Genomic DNA, 21,719 nt, shown 5'->3' with positions numbered 1-21,719 from the left:
CGCCATGACGACCGCGACCTCCCTCCATCACCAGCGCTGGCAAACGGCACTGCGACGCACGCACAAACGCGTCGAGCAGCTGCCACACTACCGCATAAGCGGGCGGGTGGTGCGCGCCACCGGCATGGTGATCGAAGTGGTGGGGCTCAAAGTCGCGGTGGGGAGCGCCTGTCGCATCGAACTACCCGGCAGCGACGGTCGTTTAGGCCAAAGCGCCCTCTACGCTGAAGCCGAGGTGGTGGGCTTCGCCGGTGACAAGCTCTACTTGATGCCGCTGGAAGAGATTTCGGGATTAATGCCCGGCGCGCGCGTCTCGCCGCTGAGCGACGCCGGACACAGTGCCCGCCGCTTTCCGCTAGGCGAAAGCCTTTTGGGGCGCGTGCTCGATGGCAACGGCAACCCGCTGGATGACCGCGAAAGCGTTGAAGAGGCACCAAGGGCAACGCTCAGCACCGCGCCGTTAAACCCGCTCTCGCGCGCGCCGATCGATGAGCAGATCGACGTGGGTATCCGTGCGATCAACGCGCTCTTAAGCGTTGGGCGTGGCCAGCGCATGGGGCTATTTGCCGGCTCCGGGGTGGGTAAATCCGTGCTTCTCGGCATGATGGCCCGCTATACGCGGGCCGATGTGATCGTGGTGGGGCTTATCGGTGAGCGTGGCCGCGAAGTCCAAGACTTTATCGACAATATTCTCGGCCCTGAAGGGCGTCGGCGCGCCGTCGTGGTTGCCGCCCCTGCCGACACCTCACCGCTGCAGCGCCTGCAGGGGGCGGCCTACGCCACGCGCTTAGCCGAGGGCTTCCGCGATGAGGGGCGTAATGTCCTGCTGATCATGGATTCGCTCACCCGTTACGCCATGGCGCAGCGTGAGATTGCGCTGGCGATCGGCGAGCCCCCCGCCACTAAGGGCTATCCGCCGTCGGTGTTCGCCAAGTTGCCAAGCCTGGTCGAGCGGGCGGGGAATGCGGAGCGCGGTGGCGGCTCGATTACCGCGTTTTATACGGTGCTCACCGAAGGTGATGACCAACAGGATCCCATCGCCGATTCAGCACGTGCTATTCTAGATGGTCATATTGTACTATCACGCTCATTAGCCGAGGCGGGACACTATCCGGCAATCGACATAGAGGCCTCTATTAGTCGCGCCATGACAGCGATCACGGATGAACAGCAGCAACGTAATGCGCGTAACTTTAAGCGCCTGTTTTCGCGCTACCAGCGCAACCGCGATTTGATCAGCGTTGGCGCGTACACGCCGGGGCACGACCCGCAGCTCGATGAAGCGGTCAAGCGGTTCCCTGAGCTTGAGCACTTCTTACAACAAAATATTGACGAGTGTGCGACGATGGAAGCATCGCGGCAAGCCTTAGACGCCGTGGCCGGTAAGCAGGCCACTGGAGGGAAAGCATGAGTACATCCCCATCAGGCACATCACAACTTGAGATGCTCTCGGAGCTCGCCAAGGATGCCCGCGACCAAGCCGGGCAACTGCTGGCGAAAGAGCGTCAAACCGAGCAGCAAACGCATGCGCAGCTGCAAGCGCTACACCGCTACCGGGCGGAGTACAGCGAGCGGCTGCAAAGCGCGATGCGCCAGGGCATTGACCCGGCCAGCATGTACAATTATCAGCAATTTCTCGCTTCGTTGGACGCCGCCTTAAGCCGCGCCCAGCAAGCGCTTGCAGACCAGCAAAGACGCGTAGAGAAAAGCCAAGAGCAGTGGCGCCAAGAACAGCGCAAGCTCTCCTCCTACGATACGCTGGCTTCGCGCCGTTTACTCGAAGCGCAGCGTCGCAGCGCGCGCCAAGAACAGAAGATTAACGACGATCTGGTGACCAGCCGTTTGGCGCGCCAGCAATCTGAGACACCGCAGTAACGGTGTCAGGGACGCATTATGAACATTCATGCACTGCTTTCGATGCAACCAGGCCAACCCAATACCGCCGCGTCTGCCGGTCGCTCAGGCGATGCGCAGGCAAACGGTTTCTTGCAGGCCTTTAGTCAAGCATCGCACACCTCGCTTAGCCGCACCTCGCCTAGCTCCCTCGCACAAGCCGCCAGCGGCCAAGCCAAAAGCAGCGGCAGCGCCGTGTCGCTTGAGCAGATTGCGGGCCAACTCCAAGCACTCGGCCTCAGCGAAGAGCAGCTCCAGCAAGCCGACATGCAGGCGCTGATGGAGCAGATTCGCCAGCAGCCCGCGCTGATGGATGCGCTACAAGCGCTGACGGACTCCCTTAATGCCAGCGCAGGAGCCGAGGCCCTCCTTGGCGCTGAGTGGATAAACGGTGAGCAATCAGATACAGCCTCACCGCTATCTGAAATCGCTCAACGGCTTCAGTTGATGTCGGCTTTTGATGTGTCATCTGAAAGTGCTAATGCAAGTGATGCTGCAGGCTTACAGCAGGAACAACAAACACTTGCTACGGCTCTGGAGGGTCTTAGTGGCGAAGGGAATGAGGTCGCCGATCAACTAGCGGCTCTGCTTAGCGGTGTCGCCGCGCTGCAAAACAGCACGGCACAGGGGGCAGCAACGAATAGCAACAAGGCGTCGAACGCTTCTACGCTCTTTTCGCCGTCACTCGCGGCGATGCGCGCGAGTGCCCAGGCATCAGGTGACACATCTCAAGGTGAGACAGCTAACCGAGCGCTGTCGCTTCTTGATGGCACGGCGACGAATAGCCCCCGTATCAGCAGCGAGGCGCTGCTTGCGGCTCTTTCTAGCAGCAGTAACAGTGCGACGCAGACACCTAATTTTGAGCTGCCTAGCACCCTTCAAGCGGGGTTAAATGGGCCCGGCTCTTCTGCCGCCGCGCTGCAAAATAGCGCCAGCGGCCTCTCCCAAGGCGCGGCACAAAGCAGCGTTGCCACGCCGGTGACAAGTCCCGCTTGGCCACAACAGCTCGGCCAGCGACTGGTGCAGTTTGCCCAGCGCGGCGGGGAGCAGCACGTTCAGCTACAGCTAAACCCGGTGGAGCTGGGGCCACTGTCGATTTCACTCAAGATGAGCGAGCAGGGCACGCAGGCCCACTTCCTCTCGTCCCATGCACAGGTTCGCCAGGTCATCGAACAAGCCATTCCTCAGCTGCGTGAGGCGCTGGCCGAGCAAGGTATCTCCTTGGCCGAAACCTCGGTGGGCGAGCAGCGCCAACAAAACGGTGATGCCGAACTCGCCGGTGGCGGTGGCACCCCCGGCCAGGCGGGCAATATGCTGGAAGGCGATGGTGAAGACATAAGCGAAGCGCCATTACCGTCGAGAACAGTAGCCATCGACGGCCGCGTGGACTTATATGCCTAATGGGTCATCTTCTCACTCTTAAGCTAAAAGATAGGCTCGCGTAGCGAGCCTGTTCATTTCATCACGAATAAGCGCATTGGGCATAATGCCCGCTCGCGCCTAAGCATCACGGGAAACACAATGGCAGAGACAAGCGGCGGATCCAAAAAACTGCTTTGGGTAATGATACTCCTCGTACTGCTCTCCTCCGCGGGAGCCGCAGCGGCCATCTATATGGTCATGAACCAGGAGGGTAACGGCAGTAGCGCCGAGGCTCAGGCCCAGGTTCAGCCCGAGCGCCAATCGCCTATTTTTCTTGATATCGAACCCTTTACGGTCAACCTTGAGAGCGACCGCGGCGGCTCGCGGCTGCTCTATACCGGCATTACGCTGCGGGTTGGCAACGAGCAGAGCAAAGAGATCCTAGCAGAGCATATGCCCCAAGTACGCAGCCGTTTACTCATGCTGTTGTCAGGCAAAAAAGCCAGTGAACTCACCTCTCCAGAGGGCAAGCGTGCGCTTTCACGAGAGATCATCGACGCCCTGAGTGAGCCACTCGCTGAAAACCAAGCGCCTTTGGATTTACGTGAAGTGCTTTTCACTGAATTCATTGTGCAATAACCCGGGAACTCGGAGCCGTCATGTCACAGGACGATCTACTGTCCCAGGAAGAAATTGATGCCTTGCTCAAAGGGGTCAGCGGTGACGAGGAGTCCTCTTCATCGTCGGGTCAGCAGCGGGATGACGAATCACGTATTCGCCCCTATGACCCTTCCACGCAGCACCGTGTCATCCGCGAGCGCCTGCATGCGCTGGACTTTATCAACGAGCGTTTTGCCCGCTATTTCCGTACCGGGCTCTTCAACTTGATCCGGCGCAGCGCGGATATCACCGTTGAGTCCGTGCGCTACCAGAGTTTCAGCGATTTTGCGCGCAATGTGCCGGTGCCGACCAACCTTAATATCGTCGCCATGAAACCGCTGCGCGGCTCCGCCCTCTTCGTCTTTCCGCCTAATCTGGTTTTTATGGTGGTGGATAACTTGTTTGGCGGTGATGGCCGTTTTGTCACCAAGTCCGACGGGCGCGAGTTCACCAATACTGAACAGCGCATTATCCAGCGTTTGCTCAACCTGGCAATCGAGGCGTACGAAGAGGCATGGAAAGTTGTCTACCCTTTGGATATCAATTTCTTACGCTCCGAGGTGCAATCCAAATTCGCCAATATCACCAACTCGCCCAATGAGATAGTGGTCAATACCAAGTTCAACCTTGAAGTGGGCAACTTGGCCAGTAACTTTCAGGTCTGCATGCCGTATGCGATGATCGAGCCTTTGCGCGACCTGCTCGCCAACCCGATCAATGACAGCAACCATGACCAGGATGGCACCTGGAGCAAGCGCATGGCGAGCGAACTAAGACAGTCGGAAGTGGAGCTGGTGGCGGAGTTTGCCCACATCCCTAGCCGTATTGCCGAGATCATGGGACTGAAAAAAGGCGATGTTCTCCCGGTTGAGATCCCCGAAACAGTCAATGCCCATGTCGATGGGGTGCCCGTCATGGAGTGCCAGTTCGGTAGCCAGAATCAGCAGCGCGCCCTACGTGTTTTGCGTATGTATGACCACGCCGCCATGAATAACGTCTCGTCCAACGACTTTATTAACGAGTCTACGCGACAGAAAGCCAAGGAATCGAAAGCATGACTGATCCCAACAAGCCGGACGATCAGAGCGCCGACAATCAAAACGCCGACAACCAAGAAACGGATGATCAGAACATCTCTGATGACGATTGGGCCGCCGCGATGTCTGAGCAAGAGACCAGCGATAGCGATGCCGACAGCGCTGAAGAGGATGACCCTTGGGCGGCCGCAATGGCCGAGCAGCAGGCGGCCGAAGAAGACGCCTCTGAGCAGGAAGAAGAAGCGCCAGCCCCTGAGCCACCCAAAGCAAAAGAGGCCAGTAGCGATGTCTTTCCTCCGCTGAATCAACAAAACGGCAACGGCGCTTCCCGTGATCTTGAAATGATCATGGATATCCCGGTCAAGCTAACCGTTGAGTTAGGGCGCACCAAACTCACCATCAAACAACTGCTCGAACTCGCCCAGGGCTCGGTCATTGAGCTTGATGGCTTGGCCGGCGAGCCGATGGATATTCTGATCAACGGCTATTTGATTGCCCAGGGCGAAGTCGTGGTCATCGAAGACAAATACGGCATTCGTATTACCGAAATTATCACCCCCTCTGAGCGGATTCATAAGCTGAACCGATGAGCACAGAGGCCACAACCAACAGCGCCATCTCTTCTGCCGGGAGCAGCGATGCTCTCATTGGTATGGCGGCGTTGGGAAAAACCGCAGCGGCGCTAGCGCTTGTTCTGGCCATCATTTTTATCTGCTCGGCGTTTCTCAAACGCTGGTCACGGCAGGGTTCGCACCAAAGCGCCAACCTCAAAGTAGTGGGCAGCACGGCGGTTGGCAACCGCGAGCGTGTGGTGATCGTGGATGTTGAAGGCACTTGGCTCGTGTTAGGAGTAGGTAATGGGCACATTAGCAAACTGCACGAACTTTCCGCCCCTAGTCCTTCTGCCAACGATAACGCGCCAAGCTCGCGTTTCTCGCAACGCTTTGCTAAAGCGCTCCAAAAGCAGCGCACAAGCCAGGGTGGCTCCGCATCCTCCGATTCAGATACAGCGCCATGACCCATAGGATGCCCGCTTTCACGTCCATGCCAACACCGCCGTCCAAATATCTTCCCGCTTTGATGGCATTATTCGGGCTCGTGGCGCTGTTATGGCTGCCGAGCCTGAGTTATGCCCAGGAGATCCCTGGTATCGTCAGCGAACCCATGGAAGATGGGGGCCAGCAGTGGTCGGTTTCGCTGCAAACGCTGCTCTTTTTAAGCTCGCTGGCGTTTCTGCCGGCCTTGCTCTTAATGATGACCAGCTTTACCCGCATCATTATCGTGCTCAGCCTGCTGCGCACCGCGATGGGCACCCAGGCCACGCCGCCTAACCAAGTGCTTCTGGGTATTGCGCTCTTTTTGACGTTTTTTATCATGTCGCCGGTGCTGGACCAGGTCTATCAAACGGCTTGGGTACCGCTCTCGGAAGAAGATATTAATTTTGAGGAGTTTTTGCGGCTTGCTCAGGAGCCCTTCCGCGAGTTTATGTTGGCGCAAACCCGCGAGCCGGATATCGCCCTTTTCGCACGTTTGGCCGATATTGGCCCGATGGAGGGGCCAGAAGAGCTGCCGATGCGCGTGCTGCTACCCTCCTTTGTCACCAGCGAACTCAAAACGGCATTTCAAATCGGCTTTACGATTTTTATTCCGTTCTTGATCATCGACCTCGTCGTGGCCAGCACCTTGATGGCTCTGGGTATGATGATGGTACCGCCGATTACGATTTCACTGCCTTTTAAACTGATGCTCTTTGTTCTCGTCGATGGCTGGCAGCTCATCATCGGCTCAATGGCCGAAAGTTTCTATATAGTATAAATATACACCGCCCTCAGCGGTGCAGGAGTTTCTCCATGACACCCGAAATGGTCATGAGCATTGCCTACCAAGGAATGCGCGTCACGCTGTTTCTGGCCGGCCCGCTTCTGCTTGCCGCGCTTGCCACAGGGCTTGTGATCAGCCTGTTCCAGGCAGCGACACAAATCAACGAGATGACCCTCACGTTTATTCCTAAAATTCTGGCCGTATTTGCCACCTTGGTACTCGCGGGCCCCTGGTTGATAGGCTTGATTACCGATTTTACCGAGCGCTTGTTTACCAATATCCCCAGCATGGTGATGTAGGCGCATGGTCGAGGTCACCTACGACCAGTTACACGGCTGGCTTGTGGCTTTTTTGTGGCCGTTCGTTCGTATCACCGCGTTTATGGCCGCCACCCCGCTATGGGGCCACTCTAGCGTGCCCAACCAAGCTAAAGTCGCCCTTGCCGCGGTGGTAGCGGTGGTCATTGCGCCCGTTTTGCCCGCCATGCCAGATGTACCGATCATGTCATGGGCAGGCGCCGGCATTGTAGTTGAGCAGATCGTGATCGGCGCGGCCATTGGCATCGTCATGCACATCGTCTTTGCCGTCGTCCAAGCCGCAGGGGAGTTCATTGGGCTACAGATGGGGCTAGCATTCGCGAGCTTTTTTGATGCCGCCAGTGGCACGAACATCATGGTGTTATCGCGGATTCTCTATATGGTGACGCTGTTGATGTTTCTGGCCTTCAATGGCCACCTGATGGTACTGGAAGTCTTGGTGATGAGCTTTCAAACGCTGCCCATTGGGGTCGATCTCATTAACGCCAACGCCTTTGAAGTGCTCGCCCGCTACGGCGGTACTATCTTTGCCTCCGGTATGCTGTTGGCGCTCCCTTTGGTTGGCTCTCTGCTGATCATCAACCTCGCCCTGGGGATTTTGAACCGCTCAGCCCCCCAGCTCACCGTGTTCAATATCGGCTTTCCTACCTCGCTGACAGTAGGGCTCATACTGCTGATGGTACTAATGACCGACATTGGTCGCTTTTTACAGCGCCTTTTCAGCGATGGCGTTTCCTTTATGCAGGGCTTGATCGAGTTAATGGCGCAAGTCTCTTAAACGCAAAAACCCCAGGCTGATGACCTGGGGTTTTGCTTACAACCTATAGGTTATGCGCATTAACGCTTAACGTAAGAAATCAAATAGCGACATGCCCTTAATATCGGCAAAGGCTTGCTGCGACGCCTGCAGACCCACTTGGCGCAAGCTGTATTCCGAAATGGCATCGACGTAGTCTAAATCGACAAGATCCGAAAGCGTTTGCTCATAGTTGAGCATCCGGTTACTACCTACGGCATCCACCACATCCAGCTCATTAAGCCGCGCGCCAGCGGAGGCACGCACGGTGAGTACATTATCTAGGGCATTATCCAGATCACGCATCGAGGTATTGAGCGTGTTGCGCAACTCCGCCTTATCAGCGTCGGTTTCTACTGGGTTTTCCAATACACGGATAGCTTCTTCCATGGTGCGGAAGAGGTTTGGCTCACGCTGCTCGCTACCCGCCTGGGCGACTAGAATTTCATCGCCTGCTTCTGGCTCACCATTGAGAGTAATACTCAAGCCGCCAAAAGAGACGGTGTCTCCATTTACCTCGAAATCAGTAAAATTCTCCCAACCATTTTCAGAATCATAGCGCTCCATAGTGAAATCCATCACTTCGGGATCTGTGCCGCTGTAATTGATACGGAAGCTACCTCCGTCAACATCGTTGACGTTAGTAACTTGCGGTCCGCCAAAAGTCACACTCCCGCTATTTTGCTCTGAATCTGTAACTTTCCCTTCGGCATCAAAATCAAATTTTTTGGCCTCAGCCACATATCCCGCACCGCTGGGTACGCTTTTAAAGATAGAGTCGCCGTTTTCCGTGACCGGCATCAAACGGGAAGCATCAATACGCTGTTCGCGTTTGTTGTTATCACCTTGGTAGGTAACAAATTCGTCTCCGGCAGCATTCGTTTCTTTAACAAACGGCGGGGCATTATCCGCATAGCCGCCGAATAAATAGCGACCGTTGCCATCGGTGGCATTCGCCTGGCCGATCATGGTTTCGTAGATACCGCGCAGCTCACTGGCAACGGATTCACGGTCCACATCGCTTAAGGTATCGCTTGACGCCTGCACCAACAGCGTCTTGGCGCTGGTGACAGCATCGCTAACGCTATTAAGGACGCTTTCCGTCTGCGATAAGGAGTTGCGTGCTGAAACGCGGGCATCTTCAAACTGCTGCGTGACCGCTTTCGACTGATCAACACGAACCGCACGGGACGCCGCCTGAGGATCATCAGAAGGGTTAACCACACGGCGGCCGCTGGCAATTTGCTTACTAACGTTGAGAAAGTCGCTCTGCTGCTGGTTAATCGACGCAGTGCCCTGCTCAAACATGGTGACCGAACTAATACGCATGACTTAAGCTCCCGAGTTAACCGCGTAGACCCAAAATAGTGTCCATGATGGTGGTCGCCGAATCGATCACCTTAGCATTGGCTTGGTAATACTGCTGGTAACGAATCAGATTGGCCGCTTCTTCATCTAAATTAACACCTGATTCAGACTGCTGAACCGCTTCCAACTGGTCGGTCAGGCCTTGGCGCGCGTCCAAGTTGACTTGGGTGATGTTGGTCCGGTTACCCACATCGCTGACCATCGCGCCGTAGGCGCCGCTTACAGAGGCGCTACCGCCCACGACGCTTTGGCTTTGTAAGTCTTGAAGGGCGAGGGCGTTACGATTATCGCCGGAATTGGCCGCGCTTGGTGAAAGCGTTAACGTAGTTACTTCACCCTCCTCAGGTAAGTCATCGACACTAAAACTAAGTAGTGCTTTGCCATCGTAAACTACATTAACTCTATCACCTGCCTCTAGCTGATCACTACCAGGAGTAAACTCTGTTGTACCATTAACTTCATTGGTACGTGTAACCTCAACTCCACTAGGAAAGCCTGTCAGTTGACCATTCTCGTCAAGAGATAACTCAAGTTTGTCACTTGACTCTAGTCCCCCCACTTCGGCATCAATTGCTGCTAGTGAGCCACCTGTAAATCGCAAGTCACTCACTGCCATATCTCCACTGCGCTCGTACATGGATGCGGCCGCAATTTTATCCAAATCGGCGATATTAGCTTCCATTCCGGCGCCGGCACGGCGCACGGGCTGTACCTCGAAACGATCGTCTGCTTGAAGGCTAGTACTCTCGTTAAATGTAAGAGTGATACCACCAAACCTAAGCGTATTCTCGGTGGCGTCGAAATCATCATCTTCTAGCGCGACAGGTTCACCATTGTCTTTACGCACAACTTCGAAGTCAGCGCTTTCCGTTGGATTATCGCTAACTACCCGCACGGTATAATCCGTCGCACGCAAGTCATCGATAGAATCAACGTTAAACTCAGCCGAGGTTAAAAGATCGTCCGCGCTATTGTTTTCGTAACTATACGTCTGCGGCTGACGAACATTAAAGAAGTCACCCCCTTGCTCGCCGTTAAGGTCAACGCCCTGCTTATGCTGCTCGTTGAAAGCGATGGACAGGGAGACGCCCAACTGGCCGATCTGGTTCTGGGTTTTATCCAGCGTCTCTTGGCGGAATGTCATCAAACCACCTAATGCCCCGCCAGTGATCACGTCTTCCTCTAGCTCAACCAAGTTCCCGCCACCATCACGGTAGCCGACAACGGTACGCTGCGGGTCAATTTCTGACTTTATCGACTCTAGCTGAAACGAGTCGGTGCCTGTCACCAGAGGCTGGCCATTGGGCAAACTGACGTTATAGGTTTTGCCATCCTGAATATTAAGACGCAGATCCATCCGCTCGTTTAGATCCGTTATCAGCTTATCGCGTTGATTGAGCAAGCTGTTAGGAGCTTCCCCGGTACGCGCTCGGGCAAGCGCAATCTCGCGGTTCAACCCGGCGACTTGTTCGGTGGTGTTATTGATCTGGGTAACTTCGTCTTGGATTTCGCTATTGATATTGCTCTGCATGTCTTGCAGATAACCGTCAAACGAACGGAACTGCGCGCTTAACGTTTGCGCCGTGCCCAATACGCCCTGGCGTGAAGCGGGGTCTGAGGGCGCGCTGGCCAAGTCTTCCAGCGAGGAGAAAAAGTTCTGCATCAGCGGCGCCAAACCCGCATCACGATCCGCCAGCAAATTATCAATCTGGCTGACTTGCTCCGCGTATTTTTCCAGCGCGCTCGACTGTGTTTTGGCGCTATTGAGCTGATCCGCGACGTAGCGATTAAACTGGCGCTCAATATCATCGACCTGCACACCGCGAGTACCCGCGGAACCTTCACCAAGTTGGGTGAGCTCGCGGTTATAGCCCGGGGTGTAGACATTGCTAATGTTATTGCTCGTGGTGTTGAGGGCGCTTTGCGCCGCACTGAGGCCGCTTAGCCCGGTAGAAAACATGCTCATGGTTCGATTCCTTAAGCCGATCTTTTACCTATCGGCTAAGCGCAGAAAAACTTAAGGGTTCAGCGCGATGAAGCCAGCAAATTGCTTGAATCCAATGCGCCCAAGGTTTGCATGACCGCAACGAGTTTATTGGCATAGCGGGGGTCAGTCGCATAGCCGCCCGCTTGGAGTTCTTGGGCGGCGCTTTGGGCATCCGGGGCATTCAGCACGCCTGCATAGCGGGGATTACTGCCAATCAGGGACGCATAGTCGGTAAACGCCTGCTCAAAGGAGTCGTAGACCCGGAAGGTATCCACGACCTGGGTGCGGCGGCCATTGATGTACTCATGGGTGACAATATCAGTCGTTTCCCCCTGCCACTGGCTGCCCGCTTTTATGCCGAAGAGGTTATGGCTATTGCGCCCCTCGCGGGTGGTGATCTCATGCCGCCCCCAGCCGGTTTCTAGCGCGGCTTGGGCAAGAATCAGTTCAGCCGGCACACCGGTTGCTTGGCTCGCCACCTGAGCGGGCTCGGCCAATCGATCTTTAAACTGCTGGACGTGATCACCCACGCCACTTTTTGCGGGTATCTCATCGACAATACCCCCTTCTACCCCTCTCTCTTGCGGCGCTGATTTCCTTACCGCATCGAGTTCAGACAAAAATCCTTTCAAATCGTCTTGAGTCACGCCCACGCTACTTTCATCGGGTAGCGGATTAGCACTCCCTAGCGCGAGCGGAGTACCGCGCGGAATGCCAGCGATCAACTCTTGCGTTGCGCTGTCACCACCCGTTGAAGTCTCACTGCGTTTAAACGCCCCTTGGCGCTCTAGTTGATCGACCAGCGAATCCGCTAAGCCCATGCCGCGCGAGGCAATGACTTGTGACCACTGCTGATCCAGCATCGACTGATAAAAATCCGTTTGGCGGCTGCTCATCAACCCCGACGTGGGAATGGCATCGCGCATGCTTTTGACCATCATCTTCACAAACAGCGCCTCAAACTGTTGTGCGGCACTCTCGACGCCCTCTTCCGGGTTCGTCCGCGCGGTGTGCTGTAGGCGCTGAAAGCCCTGCATATCCAGCGCGAACTGGCCGGTCATGTCGTTGCTAACGCTCACTAGATCACCTCCAGCTCGGCGCGCAGGGCACCCGCCTGCTTCAAGGCTTCAAGAATTGACATCAGATCCTGTGGCGTTGCCCCTAGCGCATTGAGTGCGTTCACCACCTCGCTGAGCTGAGCTCCTTCCACCATTCTTAGGTAGGCTTCTTGCTGCTCGACTTCGATATCAGTGTCTGGCACCACCACCGTCTCTCCCTCTCCCAAAGGATTGGGCTGACTGACCCCGAAGTTGGTGTCGATCGTAATGGAGAGATTGCCGTGCGCCACGGCGGCTTGGCGCAGTGTTACCGATTGATTCATCACCACCGAGCCCGTGCGCGCATTCACCACCACTTTGGCCGGTGCACGTGTTGGCGTCACATCGACGCTCTCCACACGCGCCATGAAATTCACTCGCTCATTGGCATCCGCCGGGCCATCGAGCGCGATCACCCCGCCGTTACGCGCATAAGCCACGGAGCGCCCAAACTCATTATTAATCGCGGTGACCATACGCTGAGCGGTGCCAAAATCGGCTTCATCCAGCTGAAGCTCCAGCGTGCCGCCATTGGCGCCCAGGTTGAGCGGCACCTCGCGCTCCACCGTGGCGCCGTTGGGAATACGACCCACGGCTTGCTGATTTATTTGAACGCTACTGCCGCCCGCCTGGGCGCCGGCTCCACCGACCAGCATATTGCCCTGCGCCATGGCGTAGGTATCGCCATCCGCGCCTTTAAGCGGGGTCATCAGCAGCGTGCCGCCGCGCAGGCTACTGGCATTGGCAATGGATGAGACGACAATATCCATCTCTTGCCCAGGGCGAGCAAAAGGAGGCAAATTCGCGGTCACCATCACCGCCGCGACATTGCGTAGCTGCATATTGGTGCCTTGGGGGATGGTCACCCCCAGCTGCGAGAGCATGTTAGCCAGGCTCTGGCTGGTAAACGGCGCTTGCGTGGTTTGGTCACCGGTACCGTCTAACCCCACGACAAGCCCGTAACCCACCAGTTGGTTATTACGCACCCCGGCAAAACCTGCCAATTCACGCACTTGCTCTGCCTGGGCGGGCAGGATGATGGCGCACATTAGCATCGCCGCCGTAAGTGAACGCCAAAAACGTCGCCAGCCTAAGGGGGTTGTTTGCTCTATTTTAGCCCGCTTTGTCATCAGTCACCCTATGCGTTAGAACGGCGATACGTTCAAGAAGAAGCGCTGCAACCACCCCATGTGCTGCGCTTCATTGATATAGCCATCGCCCACGTACTCAATCCGCGCATCGGCGACTTGCGTGGAGGGCACGCTGTTTTGCGCGGTAATCGTCCGGGGGTTCACCACGCCCGAGAAACGGATAAACTCAGTGCCCTGATTGATCGCGATCTGTTTTTCGCCGCGCACCCGCAAGTTGCCGTTGTTCATCACTTCAAGCACGGAGACCGTGATAGTACCAGTAAAGGAGTTGGTCGCCTGGGAGCCGCCCCCGCCGTTAAATTCGTTATTGCCCGAGACATCAAAGCCGTATTCCGCCAGCGTATCGAGCACATCGGGCAACTGTGCAAGCTCCAACCCTGCACTGCCATCACGGTTAGCGTTGGATTGTGACGACTTGCTGGCACTCACCTGCTCATCGAGCACAATGGTCAAAATATCGCCGATGGCACGGGGGCGGCGATCCTCGAAAAGCGGTTCATGGCCACGTCGTGTTTGGTAAATAGACCCGTTGGGAATGGGCGGCGGGCGATCGATTACCTCGATTCTCTCCTGCTCGCCCACCACCGAGGCCCGAGGCACTTGCGCACAACCCGCTAGCGCAACGAAAAAGAGGGCCACCCCCCATAACCTAAGGTAGCGCCCCCATACTCCCCACTGCCGCATACGCTGTACTGCACTCTTCACGTTGTAACCGATCACGTTATAGCTGGCTCAAACGGGCCAACATCTCATCGCTAGTGGTAATCGCCTTGCTATTGATCTCATAGGCACGCTGAGTCTGGATCATGCTCACCATCTCTTCGACAACGCTCACATTGGAGGTTTCCACATAACCCTGGAAGAGCGTACCAATGCCGTTTTGGCCGGGAATATTTTGGTTTGGCGCGCCCGAAGAGCCTGTTTCAAGGTAGAGATTACCCCCGATGCTTTCTAAACCGGTCGGGTTGATAAAGGAAGCGAGGTTTACCTGGCCAATTTCATTATCAATCGGGTTACCCGGCTCACGTACGCTGACGGTGCCGTCTTCACCGATGGTGACGGAGAGCGCGTTTTCGGGAATAAAAATAGCCGGCTCAAGCGGATAACCGTTGGCTGTCACCATTTGGCCGTTCTCGTTCAGCTGAAAGCTGCCGTCGCGGGTGTACGCCGTAGTGCCATCGGGCATCAATACTTGGAAAAACCCTTTGCCGCTAATCGCCAAGTCGCGCGAGTTTTCAGTTTGTTCAAGCCCGCCTTGCGAATGCAAGCGCTCCGTCGCCACTGGGCGCACGCCAGTACCCACCTGCATCCCGGAGGGCAGGCGATCCTGGATATTATTCTGCGCACCGGGTTGGCGCATGTTTTGGTACAGCAAATCTTCGAACACCGGGCGCGAGCGCTTAAACCCGTTGGTGCTGACGTTAGCCAAATTGTTAGAGATAACATCCAGCTTGGTCTGCTGCGACTCAAGGCCGGTCTTGGCCGTCCAGAGCGATTTAATCATGAAAAATTCCTTTGGCTATCAGGCGTATCACCCCTGAATAGAGAGCATACTGTTGGCACTTTGAGCATTTTCATCGGCGGTGGTGATCACTTTCATCTGCATATCGTAGCGGCGCGCGACGTCGATCATTGACACCATGGCATCCACGGCGCTGACGTTACTGCCCTCAAGCACACCGCTCACCAATGAGGCATCTTCGTTAGCGTCCAATGCCCCTGGTTCACCCTCTTCATTCTCGGGCGCGCGGAAGAGGCCATCTTCACCGCGAGTGAGCTCGTTAGGCTCAGGGGTTACCAACTTAATACGACCCACATCTACCAGCGCTTCGGGACCCTCCCCTTCGGGAATGGCGCTGATAGTGCCATCAGCACCGATAAAAAGCTCAGCTCCCTGGGGCACATTGATAGGGCCACCATCACCGATCACTGGGCGACCAACGTTCAATACAATGCCGTCTGCATCGACCTGCAAATCACCGCGGCGGGTATAGGTTTCGCTGCCGTCTTCCGCTTGCACGGCCATCCATGCGTCACCTTCCATCGCCACATCAAGCGCGCGCCCGGTCTGCATCAACGGGCCTTGAGAGTAATCCGTGCCCGGCGTGGTGGTCACCGCGTGAGTGCGCGAGTCTAACCGTGCCTCACCCTGAAGCGGCACCGCGCGCACAGCATCTAGCTGAGCACGAAAGCCGGTAGTCGAGACGTTGGCCAAGTTATTACTGACCACCGCCTGCTGATCCATGCTGTGTTTGGCACCGCTCATCGCGGTATAAAGCATCCGATCCACGGTTGACTCCTTATGCGTCGCCCAAGGCGCTTATTTTGTTATACCGATCAGAGGTTTATGATGGTCTGTAGCAGTTCGTCCTGGGTGCTGATGGTCTGCGAGTTGGCCTGATACGCCCGCTGCGAGACGATCATATCCACCAGTTCCGCCGCGAGATCCACGTTAGAGGTTTCAATCGCGCTCGCCTCAATCAAACCGCGCTGTCCGGTGCCCGGTGCACCCACAAGCTCCTGGCCAGAAGAGCCGGTTGCCGACCAGAGGTTGTCACCTACTGGGCGCAAGCCTTCCGGGTTGCGGAAACTAACGAGTGCGATCTGCCCTGCGGCAAGAGACTGCTCATTGGAGTAATTTCGCACTACGGTGCCGTCATCTTCGATAATCACACCAACCAGCGAGCCAGAAGTATAGCCATCCTGATTGACGTTATTTACTGTAGAGTCATTTGCAAACTGAGAAGATCCATTGAAGTTTAAAGAAAACTCTAAGTTTTCAAAAAGGCCATCATTACCCTGATCAAACTCACCTTCAGTGAAGCTTACTTGTGGGTTTCCATCCGCATCATTAGCTACAATATCGCTATCCCCGGGATCAACAAAGTCAAAACCATCTTCTGGTAGCGTGCCACTCTCATTGAAACTTAAAGTTCCAATCGGACCTTCATATTCTCCTCCACCATCCGGCCCTCCACTTAGTCGGCCATGAACAGCCCAATTATTGGTTGTAACCAATGGGTTAGCTGTATCATCGACAAACTGTCTTTGGAAATAAACTGTTAGGTTTCGGCCATTACCTTGGGAATCAAAAACAGTGGCATTTGTAGAAAAGTTATACGTTGAGGGCTCAGCAGTATCGATACCCCCAGTGATAGCTGGCTCTCCCGAATCAAGATTCAGCGTCATACTTACATTATCTGTAGCACTCGCCTCCATGTCATCCGTATCCACCGTGAAAGCTTCTACATCGCCTCCTGGCTGTACTTCGCCATCAGCATTTGCAGCGTAACCCATAATCCGAGCGCCTTGGGCATTTACCAGTTCACCCTCGGGAGTCATAGTCAACTGACCGTTGCGCGAATAGCCCACTTCACCACCAGGCTGCTGGAAGCGGAAGAAGCCTTCGCCGGCAATGGCCAAGTCCATGTTACGGTTGGTGGATTCGACATTACCCTGGCTAAAATCCTGCAGCACGCCAGACACCCGTGTACCCAGCCCAATGCGCGACTGAGCGAATACATCGGCAAACTGCACGTTGGAGCTTTTAAAACCGACCGTTTGCGAGTTGGCAATGTTGTTGCCGACGGCACCGAGCTTTTGTTGCTGGGCGTTCAAGCCGCTAAGCGCTTGTGAAAAACTCATTCTCTTTCCCCTGAAACTTTTTAATTACAGAATTTGTTTAACTTGGTCGATGCCGACCTGGCCATAAATGGCGCCCAGATCTAAGCGCACATCGCCGTCATCGTTAGCGGGTGTCACGCCTTGAACCATCGCGTAATTAAGTGACTGAGCGCTCATCTCTTCACCATCAGCATCAAAGGCCTTAAGGCTGACGCGGTAATCGCCGGGTGCTAGTGGCTCACCATCGCTGTTTAAGCCATCCCAGCTAAAGGACTGAACCCCAGCACTGACATTATTCACTTGTTCGGTGTAAACCACCTCACCGCCTTTACTGCGTACGCTAATTTCGACACGTTCAGCGGGCGTATCCAATTCAAGGCCAAACGGAGTGGCGTGAGAGGCGCCTTCGTCGTCAACATTCACTTTGACGCTATTGCCCGGTACCAACACCGCGTTGCCGATCAAGCCCGATGCTTGCAGCATCTTGCCGGCATCCATCTGCTGGGTAATGCCGTTAAGCGTATCATTGAGTTGTTCAATGCCGCTGACTGTATTGATCTGCGCAAGCTGCGAGGTCATTTCCTCGTTTTTCATCGGATCCATGGGGTCCTGATTTTGCAGCTGCGTCACTAGCATGGTCAGAAAGCTTTCCCGTAGTTCATCTGACTGGTTTTGAGTGAGCTTTGGGTTGCCACCATTACCGTTAATGCGATCTAGCGCAGCGCTATTGAGACCGTCAATCATTGCCTACTCCTTAGTTCTGACCGAGCGAGAGCGTCTGCATCAGCATCTGCTTGCTGGTGTTGAACACCTCGACGTTGGCCTGATAGGACCGCGAAGCGGAGATCATGTTCACCATTTCGTGCGCCGGCTCGACATTGGGCTTGGCAACGTAGCCGTCTTCATCCGCGGCGGGGTGGTTGGGCATGTACTCCATGCGCAGCGGCGAGTCGTTTTCCACCACTTCCGTCACGCGCACGCCACCGACACCATAGCGGTTATTGTTCGCTTGGGTTTCAAACATTACCTGCTTGGCGCGGTAGGTTTCGCCGTCCGGCCCCGCCACGCTGTCGGCATTGGCCATGTTGCTTGCGGTCACGTTCATGCGCTGCGACTGCGCACTCATCGCGGAACTGGAGATATCAAATGCGGAAAACATAGTGCTAAGACTCCTCGCCTGACTTAGTAGAATTATTCAGGCTGCATGGCATTTTTCAGCCCTTGGATGCGGCTATTAAGCATGGTGATCGCGGCGCGATAACGCACGGCGTTATCGGCAAACTGAGAGCGTTCACGGTCCATATCCACCGTGTTGCCATCCAAACTGGGCTGGTCGGGTATGCGATAGAGCAAATCCAGATTGCCAGCGCCGCTGCGCAACGCTGGGCCTTCCCCCGGCAGGTGACTCGCCGAGGTGCGCTCAAGCGCCAGGCCTTCGCGGTTACCCTGCGCGCGCTCGCTGTTCTTGACCGCTTTTTTGTACTCACTGCCGAAATCAATATCGCGCGCTTTGTAGTTAGGTGTATCCGCGTTGGCGATATTAGCCGCTAGCACTTCGTGACGCGCGTGGCGTAAGCTAAGTGCCTGCTGGTGATGGTTAAATGACGCTTCCAGTTGATCGATCATGCCCATCCTCTCTGAGAGGCGAATTAAATGGGAATTTACTGATGATGAAGAATACCCTCCATCCTGTCATTCTAAAGCATGGAACAGCCCTTTTTTCACCCGGTATTTCGGCTGATACCCACTAAGCCGTTTCGTTACACTCCACAGGCACTTCTCCTTAGCCTTAGATTCAGCCGACGACCGAGACGACGCACATGCTGGCACTGCTGCCCGTTAATTTCCGAGGGGTGTCCCGATTTGCGGTGGCGCTGTTTTTTGCAATGCTAGGCAGCCTGGTTTTACAGCCACTCTCCGTGTTCGCTGACGACGCAGCGCTAACTGAGCGAGTCCATCAATTTTTGTACGAAAAGACCCAGGCGCTCGGCGAAGAAGTGGTGATTGATTTGCGCCCGCCTTCCCCCCATTTACCGCCTTGCCTTGATCCCGAGCCCTTTCTTCCCAATGCTAATCAGGCTCCCTTGGGGCGCGTTTCAGTCGGCGTTCGTTGTGGCGAGCAGCAGCGCCAAGTTCGCTATCTACAGGCTCAGATTGACGTTATCGGCCCTTACGCCGTGGCTGCGGAAGATATTCCCCGCGGCACACGCATTACGCAAGCGATGCTCGATACGCAACACGGCAACCTGGGTGAACTCTCATCGCGCACGGTGACCGACGCCGAGGCTATTATCGGCAACATGACACGCCGACCCATCAGTCGTGGCAGCACCTTTCAAGCGCACGACCTTCAAGCGCCACGCTTGGTCGAACGGGGAGAGCGCGTCACCGTGATTGCCGAAGGCGCTTCCTTTCGCGTCGCGCGCGAGGGCGAGGCCATGGATGACGGTGGCCTAAACGAGCGTGTTCGCGTCCGTTTTGGCTCCCGTGAAATCATGGAGGCACGCGTTATCGACAAGGGTGTTTTGCGGGTCGATTTTTAGCGCGACTTTTGCCATTCAGCGCTAAAGTTTTGCTAGGCGCCGCCGATAGCGTAGGTAATTGGCGCAAAACGCCACCCAGTTACCGGAGGCCACCCACATGAAAGTCGATGCTCTAAATTCGCTGCTGCGCCCCAATCAGCAGACACAGTCGCGCGACGAAGCGCAGAAACCCCAAGCGGCCAGCGCGGCAAACGTTAACCAAGCATCAGCCGATGCAACCCGTTTGAGCCAGCAAAGCGTGGATACCTCGCAAGATATCGACCAAACCAAAGTCGATGAGATCCGCGACGCCATTCGCGAAGGCCGGCTAGAAGTCGACCCTGAACGTATTGCCAACGGCCTATTGGCAAGCCTGGGTAGCCAGTAACTACCACCGATTCTGTAAGGAGACGCCCTCATGAGTCTCGCGCGCCTACTTAGCGATCAACAAGAGCGTATGAATACGTTGATTGCATTAATGGAAAAAGAGCAGTCGCTACTTACCCAGGGCGACATTGATGGCGACGCATTGGCGACATTAGCCAAAGAGAAGCAATCCTTACTGGCAGAACTCGACCGCATGGAAAGCCTGCGCCGTGATGTGCAAAGTCGCCTTGGCTACGAAAAAGGCGCTGAAGGGGCTATAAAGGCTGCCAAAGACGCCAACTGCCAATCTGACTGGCAGCAGCTACTGGCCAAAAGTGAGCGCGTTGCACGCATGAATGAGCTAACCGGCCAGATGCTCTCGCTGCGCATGAAGCACAATCAGCAAATGCTGGACTATATTCGCCAAATCGCTGAAAAAACATTGTACAAGCCCGATGGACGCAACAGCGCCCAGCCTGGCCGCATCAACGCCTCCGCTTGAGCCTCTTCGCGCCATTTTTAAATAGCGCCGCCTGAAATATAGACAAAACGTGTACAAGACGCTTCAATGGAAACACACAGTTCTCATTTAGGTGCTTCGTATGCTGCCCCATCTTCCGAGTCATTTCACAGCCGTGGTAACGGGTGCCAGTGGTGGTATCGGTCACGCTGTGGTGGAATCCCTATTAAACACTTCCCAAATGGGTAAGCTCATCGCGGTTAGCCGCGCGCCCCAGACCTTTTCCGACTCACGCGTCACTCCCCTTACGGCGGATGTAAGCCAAGAAAGGGGGCGGCAGCAGCTGAGAGAGCAGCTCGATGGCGAGCCTGTGCATCTGCTGTTTAACGCTATCGGTATCCTGCATGATCATGACAATGCGCTCGAACCTGAAAAGCGCTTAGAAGAGCTGGACAGCGAGGCTTTCGCTCAGGTGATGCACATTAATGCCGCAACGCCAGCGCTGCTGATCGCGGCAGTGAAAGACTCGCTACAAGGTAAGCATCCCACCATTATTGCAAGCCTTTCCGCTCGCGTTGGCTCAATTGGTGATAATGGCTTTGGCGGCTGGTACAGCTACCGTGCAAGCAAAGCCGCCCATAACATGCTGCTCAAGACAGCATCGATTGAGCTTAAACGGCTTAATAAGCAATCGATCGTGCTGTGCCTACATCCGGGCACCACGGATACAGATCTCTCTAAACCGTTCCAAGCACGCGTACCCGAAAACAAACTCTTTAGCCCAAGTTTTGTTGCGGAAAGCCTTATCGGGGTGATGGCAAAACGAACACCCGACGATACTGGCAGCTTTTGGGACTGGGCGGGTGAACCCATTGAGTGGTAATGGCTCTTTAATTACCCCACAAAAAAATCCCCCGAGGCGGCTGCCCCGGGGGATTTTTCGGATAATTGCCTGACGATGACCTACTCTCGCATGGGGAGGCCCCACACTACCATCGGCGCTGAGCGGTTTCACTGCTGAGTTCGGCAAGGGATCAGGTGGTTCCCGCTCGCTATGGTCGTCAGGCGTAACTGGCGATATATCATGCTGTGTTTTGTGCGTCTCTTTCACCTAGCGTTTTTCGCTACGTCTGCGTATCCGGTGTTCGTTTGAACAGTCGTTATCATTGGCGACCCAACCCCTTGGGTGTTATAGGGTCAAGCCTCACGGGCCATTAGTATCGGTTAGCTCAACGCCTTGCAGCGCGTCCACATCCGA

General features: G+C 55.5%; 25 protein-coding genes and 1 rRNA gene. 14 read left to right on the top strand and 12 right to left on the bottom strand.

The annotated features are described in order from the left end of the window. The first annotated feature begins 4 nt into the window (after positions 1-4). The 10 genes from fliI (at position 5) to fliR (ending at position 7,868) form a co-directional block, all read left to right on the top strand. Entirely contained in the window at positions 5-1,411 is a 1,407-nt protein-coding gene (gene fliI / locus BQ9846_RS15580) for a flagellar protein export ATPase FliI (RefSeq protein ID WP_075881970.1), read from the top strand. Then, positions 1,408-1,875, top strand: a complete 468-nt coding sequence (gene fliJ / locus BQ9846_RS15575; RefSeq protein ID WP_075881969.1) for a flagellar export protein FliJ — start codon at positions 1,408-1,410, stop codon at positions 1,873-1,875. Before fliI ends, fliJ begins: the two co-directional genes overlap by 4 nt. An 18-nt stretch (positions 1,876-1,893) precedes the next feature. Then, the gene (locus BQ9846_RS15570; RefSeq protein ID WP_075881968.1) at positions 1,894-3,294 is read left to right on the top strand and encodes a flagellar hook-length control protein FliK; all 1,401 of its coding nucleotides are present in this window, start codon (positions 1,894-1,896) and stop codon (positions 3,292-3,294) included. A gap of 120 nt (positions 3,295-3,414) precedes the next feature. Beyond that, positions 3,415-3,894: a flagellar basal body-associated protein FliL gene (fliL, locus tag BQ9846_RS15565; RefSeq protein ID WP_075881967.1), complete on the top strand. Its 480-nt coding sequence runs from the start codon at positions 3,415-3,417 to the stop codon at positions 3,892-3,894. A gap of 20 nt (positions 3,895-3,914) precedes the next feature. Continuing rightward, positions 3,915-4,973, top strand: coding sequence for a flagellar motor switch protein FliM (gene fliM / locus BQ9846_RS15560; RefSeq protein ID WP_075881966.1), 1,059 nt, complete (start codon positions 3,915-3,917; stop codon positions 4,971-4,973). Beyond that, positions 4,970-5,542, top strand: coding sequence for a flagellar motor switch protein FliN (gene fliN / locus BQ9846_RS15555; protein ID WP_075881965.1), 573 nt, complete (start codon positions 4,970-4,972; stop codon positions 5,540-5,542). Before fliM ends, fliN begins: the two co-directional genes overlap by 4 nt. Then, positions 5,539-5,970, top strand: coding sequence for a flagellar biosynthetic protein FliO (gene fliO, locus BQ9846_RS15550; protein WP_075881964.1), 432 nt, complete (start codon positions 5,539-5,541; stop codon positions 5,968-5,970). The genes fliN and fliO overlap by 4 nt, the downstream gene beginning before the upstream one ends. Before the next feature lie 62 nt (positions 5,971-6,032). Next, positions 6,033-6,767, top strand: coding sequence for a flagellar type III secretion system pore protein FliP (fliP, locus tag BQ9846_RS15545; RefSeq protein ID WP_144049482.1), 735 nt, complete (start codon positions 6,033-6,035; stop codon positions 6,765-6,767). A 35-nt stretch (positions 6,768-6,802) separates the two neighbouring features. Next, the gene (gene fliQ, locus BQ9846_RS15540; protein WP_075881962.1) at positions 6,803-7,072 is read left to right on the top strand and encodes a flagellar biosynthesis protein FliQ; all 270 of its coding nucleotides are present in this window, start codon (positions 6,803-6,805) and stop codon (positions 7,070-7,072) included. A 4-nt stretch (positions 7,073-7,076) separates the two neighbouring features. After that, on the top strand, positions 7,077-7,868 hold the full coding sequence (gene fliR, locus BQ9846_RS15535; protein WP_075881961.1) for a flagellar biosynthetic protein FliR: 792 nt from the start codon (positions 7,077-7,079) through the stop codon (positions 7,866-7,868). A gap of 66 nt (positions 7,869-7,934) precedes the next feature. Here fliR and flgL read toward each other — a convergent pair whose 3' ends face one another. From flgL to flgB, 11 genes are all read right to left on the bottom strand, one after another. Beyond that, positions 7,935-9,215, bottom strand: coding sequence for a flagellar hook-associated protein FlgL (flgL, locus tag BQ9846_RS15530; protein ID WP_075881960.1), 1,281 nt, complete (start codon positions 9,213-9,215; stop codon positions 7,935-7,937). 16 nt (positions 9,216-9,231) lie between these two features. Continuing rightward, positions 9,232-11,220: a flagellar hook-associated protein FlgK gene (flgK, locus tag BQ9846_RS15525; RefSeq protein ID WP_075881959.1), complete on the bottom strand. Its 1,989-nt coding sequence runs from the start codon at positions 11,218-11,220 to the stop codon at positions 9,232-9,234. Positions 11,221-11,279: 59 nt separating this feature from the next. Further along, a complete protein-coding gene (flgJ, locus tag BQ9846_RS15520; protein WP_235818990.1) occupies positions 11,280-12,320 on the bottom strand; it encodes a flagellar assembly peptidoglycan hydrolase FlgJ in 1,041 nt (346 codons plus the stop codon). Then, on the bottom strand, positions 12,320-13,393 hold the full coding sequence (locus BQ9846_RS15515; RefSeq protein ID WP_075881958.1) for a flagellar basal body P-ring protein FlgI: 1,074 nt from the start codon (positions 13,391-13,393) through the stop codon (positions 12,320-12,322). The genes flgJ and BQ9846_RS15515 overlap by 1 nt, the downstream gene beginning before the upstream one ends. A 90-nt stretch (positions 13,394-13,483) precedes the next feature. After that, positions 13,484-14,173 carry a flagellar basal body L-ring protein FlgH gene (locus BQ9846_RS15510; RefSeq protein ID WP_075881957.1) on the bottom strand — a complete coding sequence of 230 codons (690 nt, stop codon included), beginning with the start codon at positions 14,171-14,173 and terminating at the stop codon, positions 13,484-13,486. A 37-nt stretch (positions 14,174-14,210) separates the two neighbouring features. Continuing rightward, on the bottom strand, positions 14,211-14,993 hold the full coding sequence (gene flgG, locus BQ9846_RS15505; RefSeq protein WP_075881956.1) for a flagellar basal-body rod protein FlgG: 783 nt from the start codon (positions 14,991-14,993) through the stop codon (positions 14,211-14,213). Between the two features lie 27 nt (positions 14,994-15,020). After that, positions 15,021-15,779, bottom strand: a complete 759-nt coding sequence (locus tag BQ9846_RS15500; protein ID WP_075881955.1) for a flagellar basal body rod protein FlgF — start codon at positions 15,777-15,779, stop codon at positions 15,021-15,023. A gap of 47 nt (positions 15,780-15,826) precedes the next feature. Then, positions 15,827-17,134, bottom strand: coding sequence for a flagellar hook protein FlgE (flgE, locus tag BQ9846_RS15495; protein ID WP_075881954.1), 1,308 nt, complete (start codon positions 17,132-17,134; stop codon positions 15,827-15,829). Between the two features lie 24 nt (positions 17,135-17,158). After that, complete coding sequence (locus BQ9846_RS15490; protein ID WP_075881953.1) at positions 17,159-17,857, bottom strand: flagellar hook assembly protein FlgD; 699 nt, start codon at positions 17,855-17,857, stop codon at positions 17,159-17,161. 10 nt (positions 17,858-17,867) lie between these two features. Next, on the bottom strand, positions 17,868-18,272 hold the full coding sequence (flgC, locus tag BQ9846_RS15485; protein WP_075881952.1) for a flagellar basal body rod protein FlgC: 405 nt from the start codon (positions 18,270-18,272) through the stop codon (positions 17,868-17,870). 32 nt (positions 18,273-18,304) lie between these two features. Continuing rightward, a complete protein-coding gene (gene flgB / locus BQ9846_RS15480) occupies positions 18,305-18,739 on the bottom strand; it encodes a flagellar basal body rod protein FlgB (protein ID WP_075881951.1) in 435 nt (144 codons plus the stop codon). Positions 18,740-18,933: 194 nt separating this feature from the next. Here flgB and flgA point away from each other — a divergent pair, with 194 nt between their 5' ends. The 4 genes from flgA to BQ9846_RS15460 all read left to right on the top strand — a co-directional run bounded on the left by flgA (position 18,934) and on the right by BQ9846_RS15460 (position 21,344). Beyond that, on the top strand, positions 18,934-19,656 hold the full coding sequence (flgA, locus tag BQ9846_RS15475) for a flagellar basal body P-ring formation chaperone FlgA (protein ID WP_328585377.1): 723 nt from the start codon (positions 18,934-18,936) through the stop codon (positions 19,654-19,656). A gap of 97 nt (positions 19,657-19,753) precedes the next feature. Continuing rightward, a complete protein-coding gene (gene flgM, locus BQ9846_RS15470) occupies positions 19,754-20,023 on the top strand; it encodes a flagellar biosynthesis anti-sigma factor FlgM (RefSeq protein WP_075881996.1) in 270 nt (89 codons plus the stop codon). A 30-nt stretch (positions 20,024-20,053) separates the two neighbouring features. Beyond that, positions 20,054-20,503, top strand: coding sequence for a flagella synthesis protein FlgN (locus tag BQ9846_RS15465; RefSeq protein ID WP_075881950.1), 450 nt, complete (start codon positions 20,054-20,056; stop codon positions 20,501-20,503). Positions 20,504-20,603: 100 nt separating this feature from the next. Then, positions 20,604-21,344 carry an SDR family NAD(P)-dependent oxidoreductase gene (locus BQ9846_RS15460; RefSeq protein WP_075881949.1) on the top strand — a complete coding sequence of 247 codons (741 nt, stop codon included), beginning with the start codon at positions 20,604-20,606 and terminating at the stop codon, positions 21,342-21,344. A 67-nt stretch (positions 21,345-21,411) separates the two neighbouring features. On the opposite strand, the gene rrf is transcribed toward BQ9846_RS15460, so the two are convergent. Further along, positions 21,412-21,527 (bottom strand): 5S ribosomal RNA (rrf, locus tag BQ9846_RS15455). Positions 21,528-21,719: the final 192 nt, after the last annotated feature.

Origin of the sequence: Vreelandella massiliensis, assembly GCF_900155385.1 — a bacterium.
In the GTDB taxonomy this organism is placed as follows: domain Bacteria; phylum Pseudomonadota; class Gammaproteobacteria; order Pseudomonadales; family Halomonadaceae; genus Vreelandella; species Vreelandella massiliensis.
This window is presented reverse-complemented; position numbering and strand designations above follow the sequence as displayed.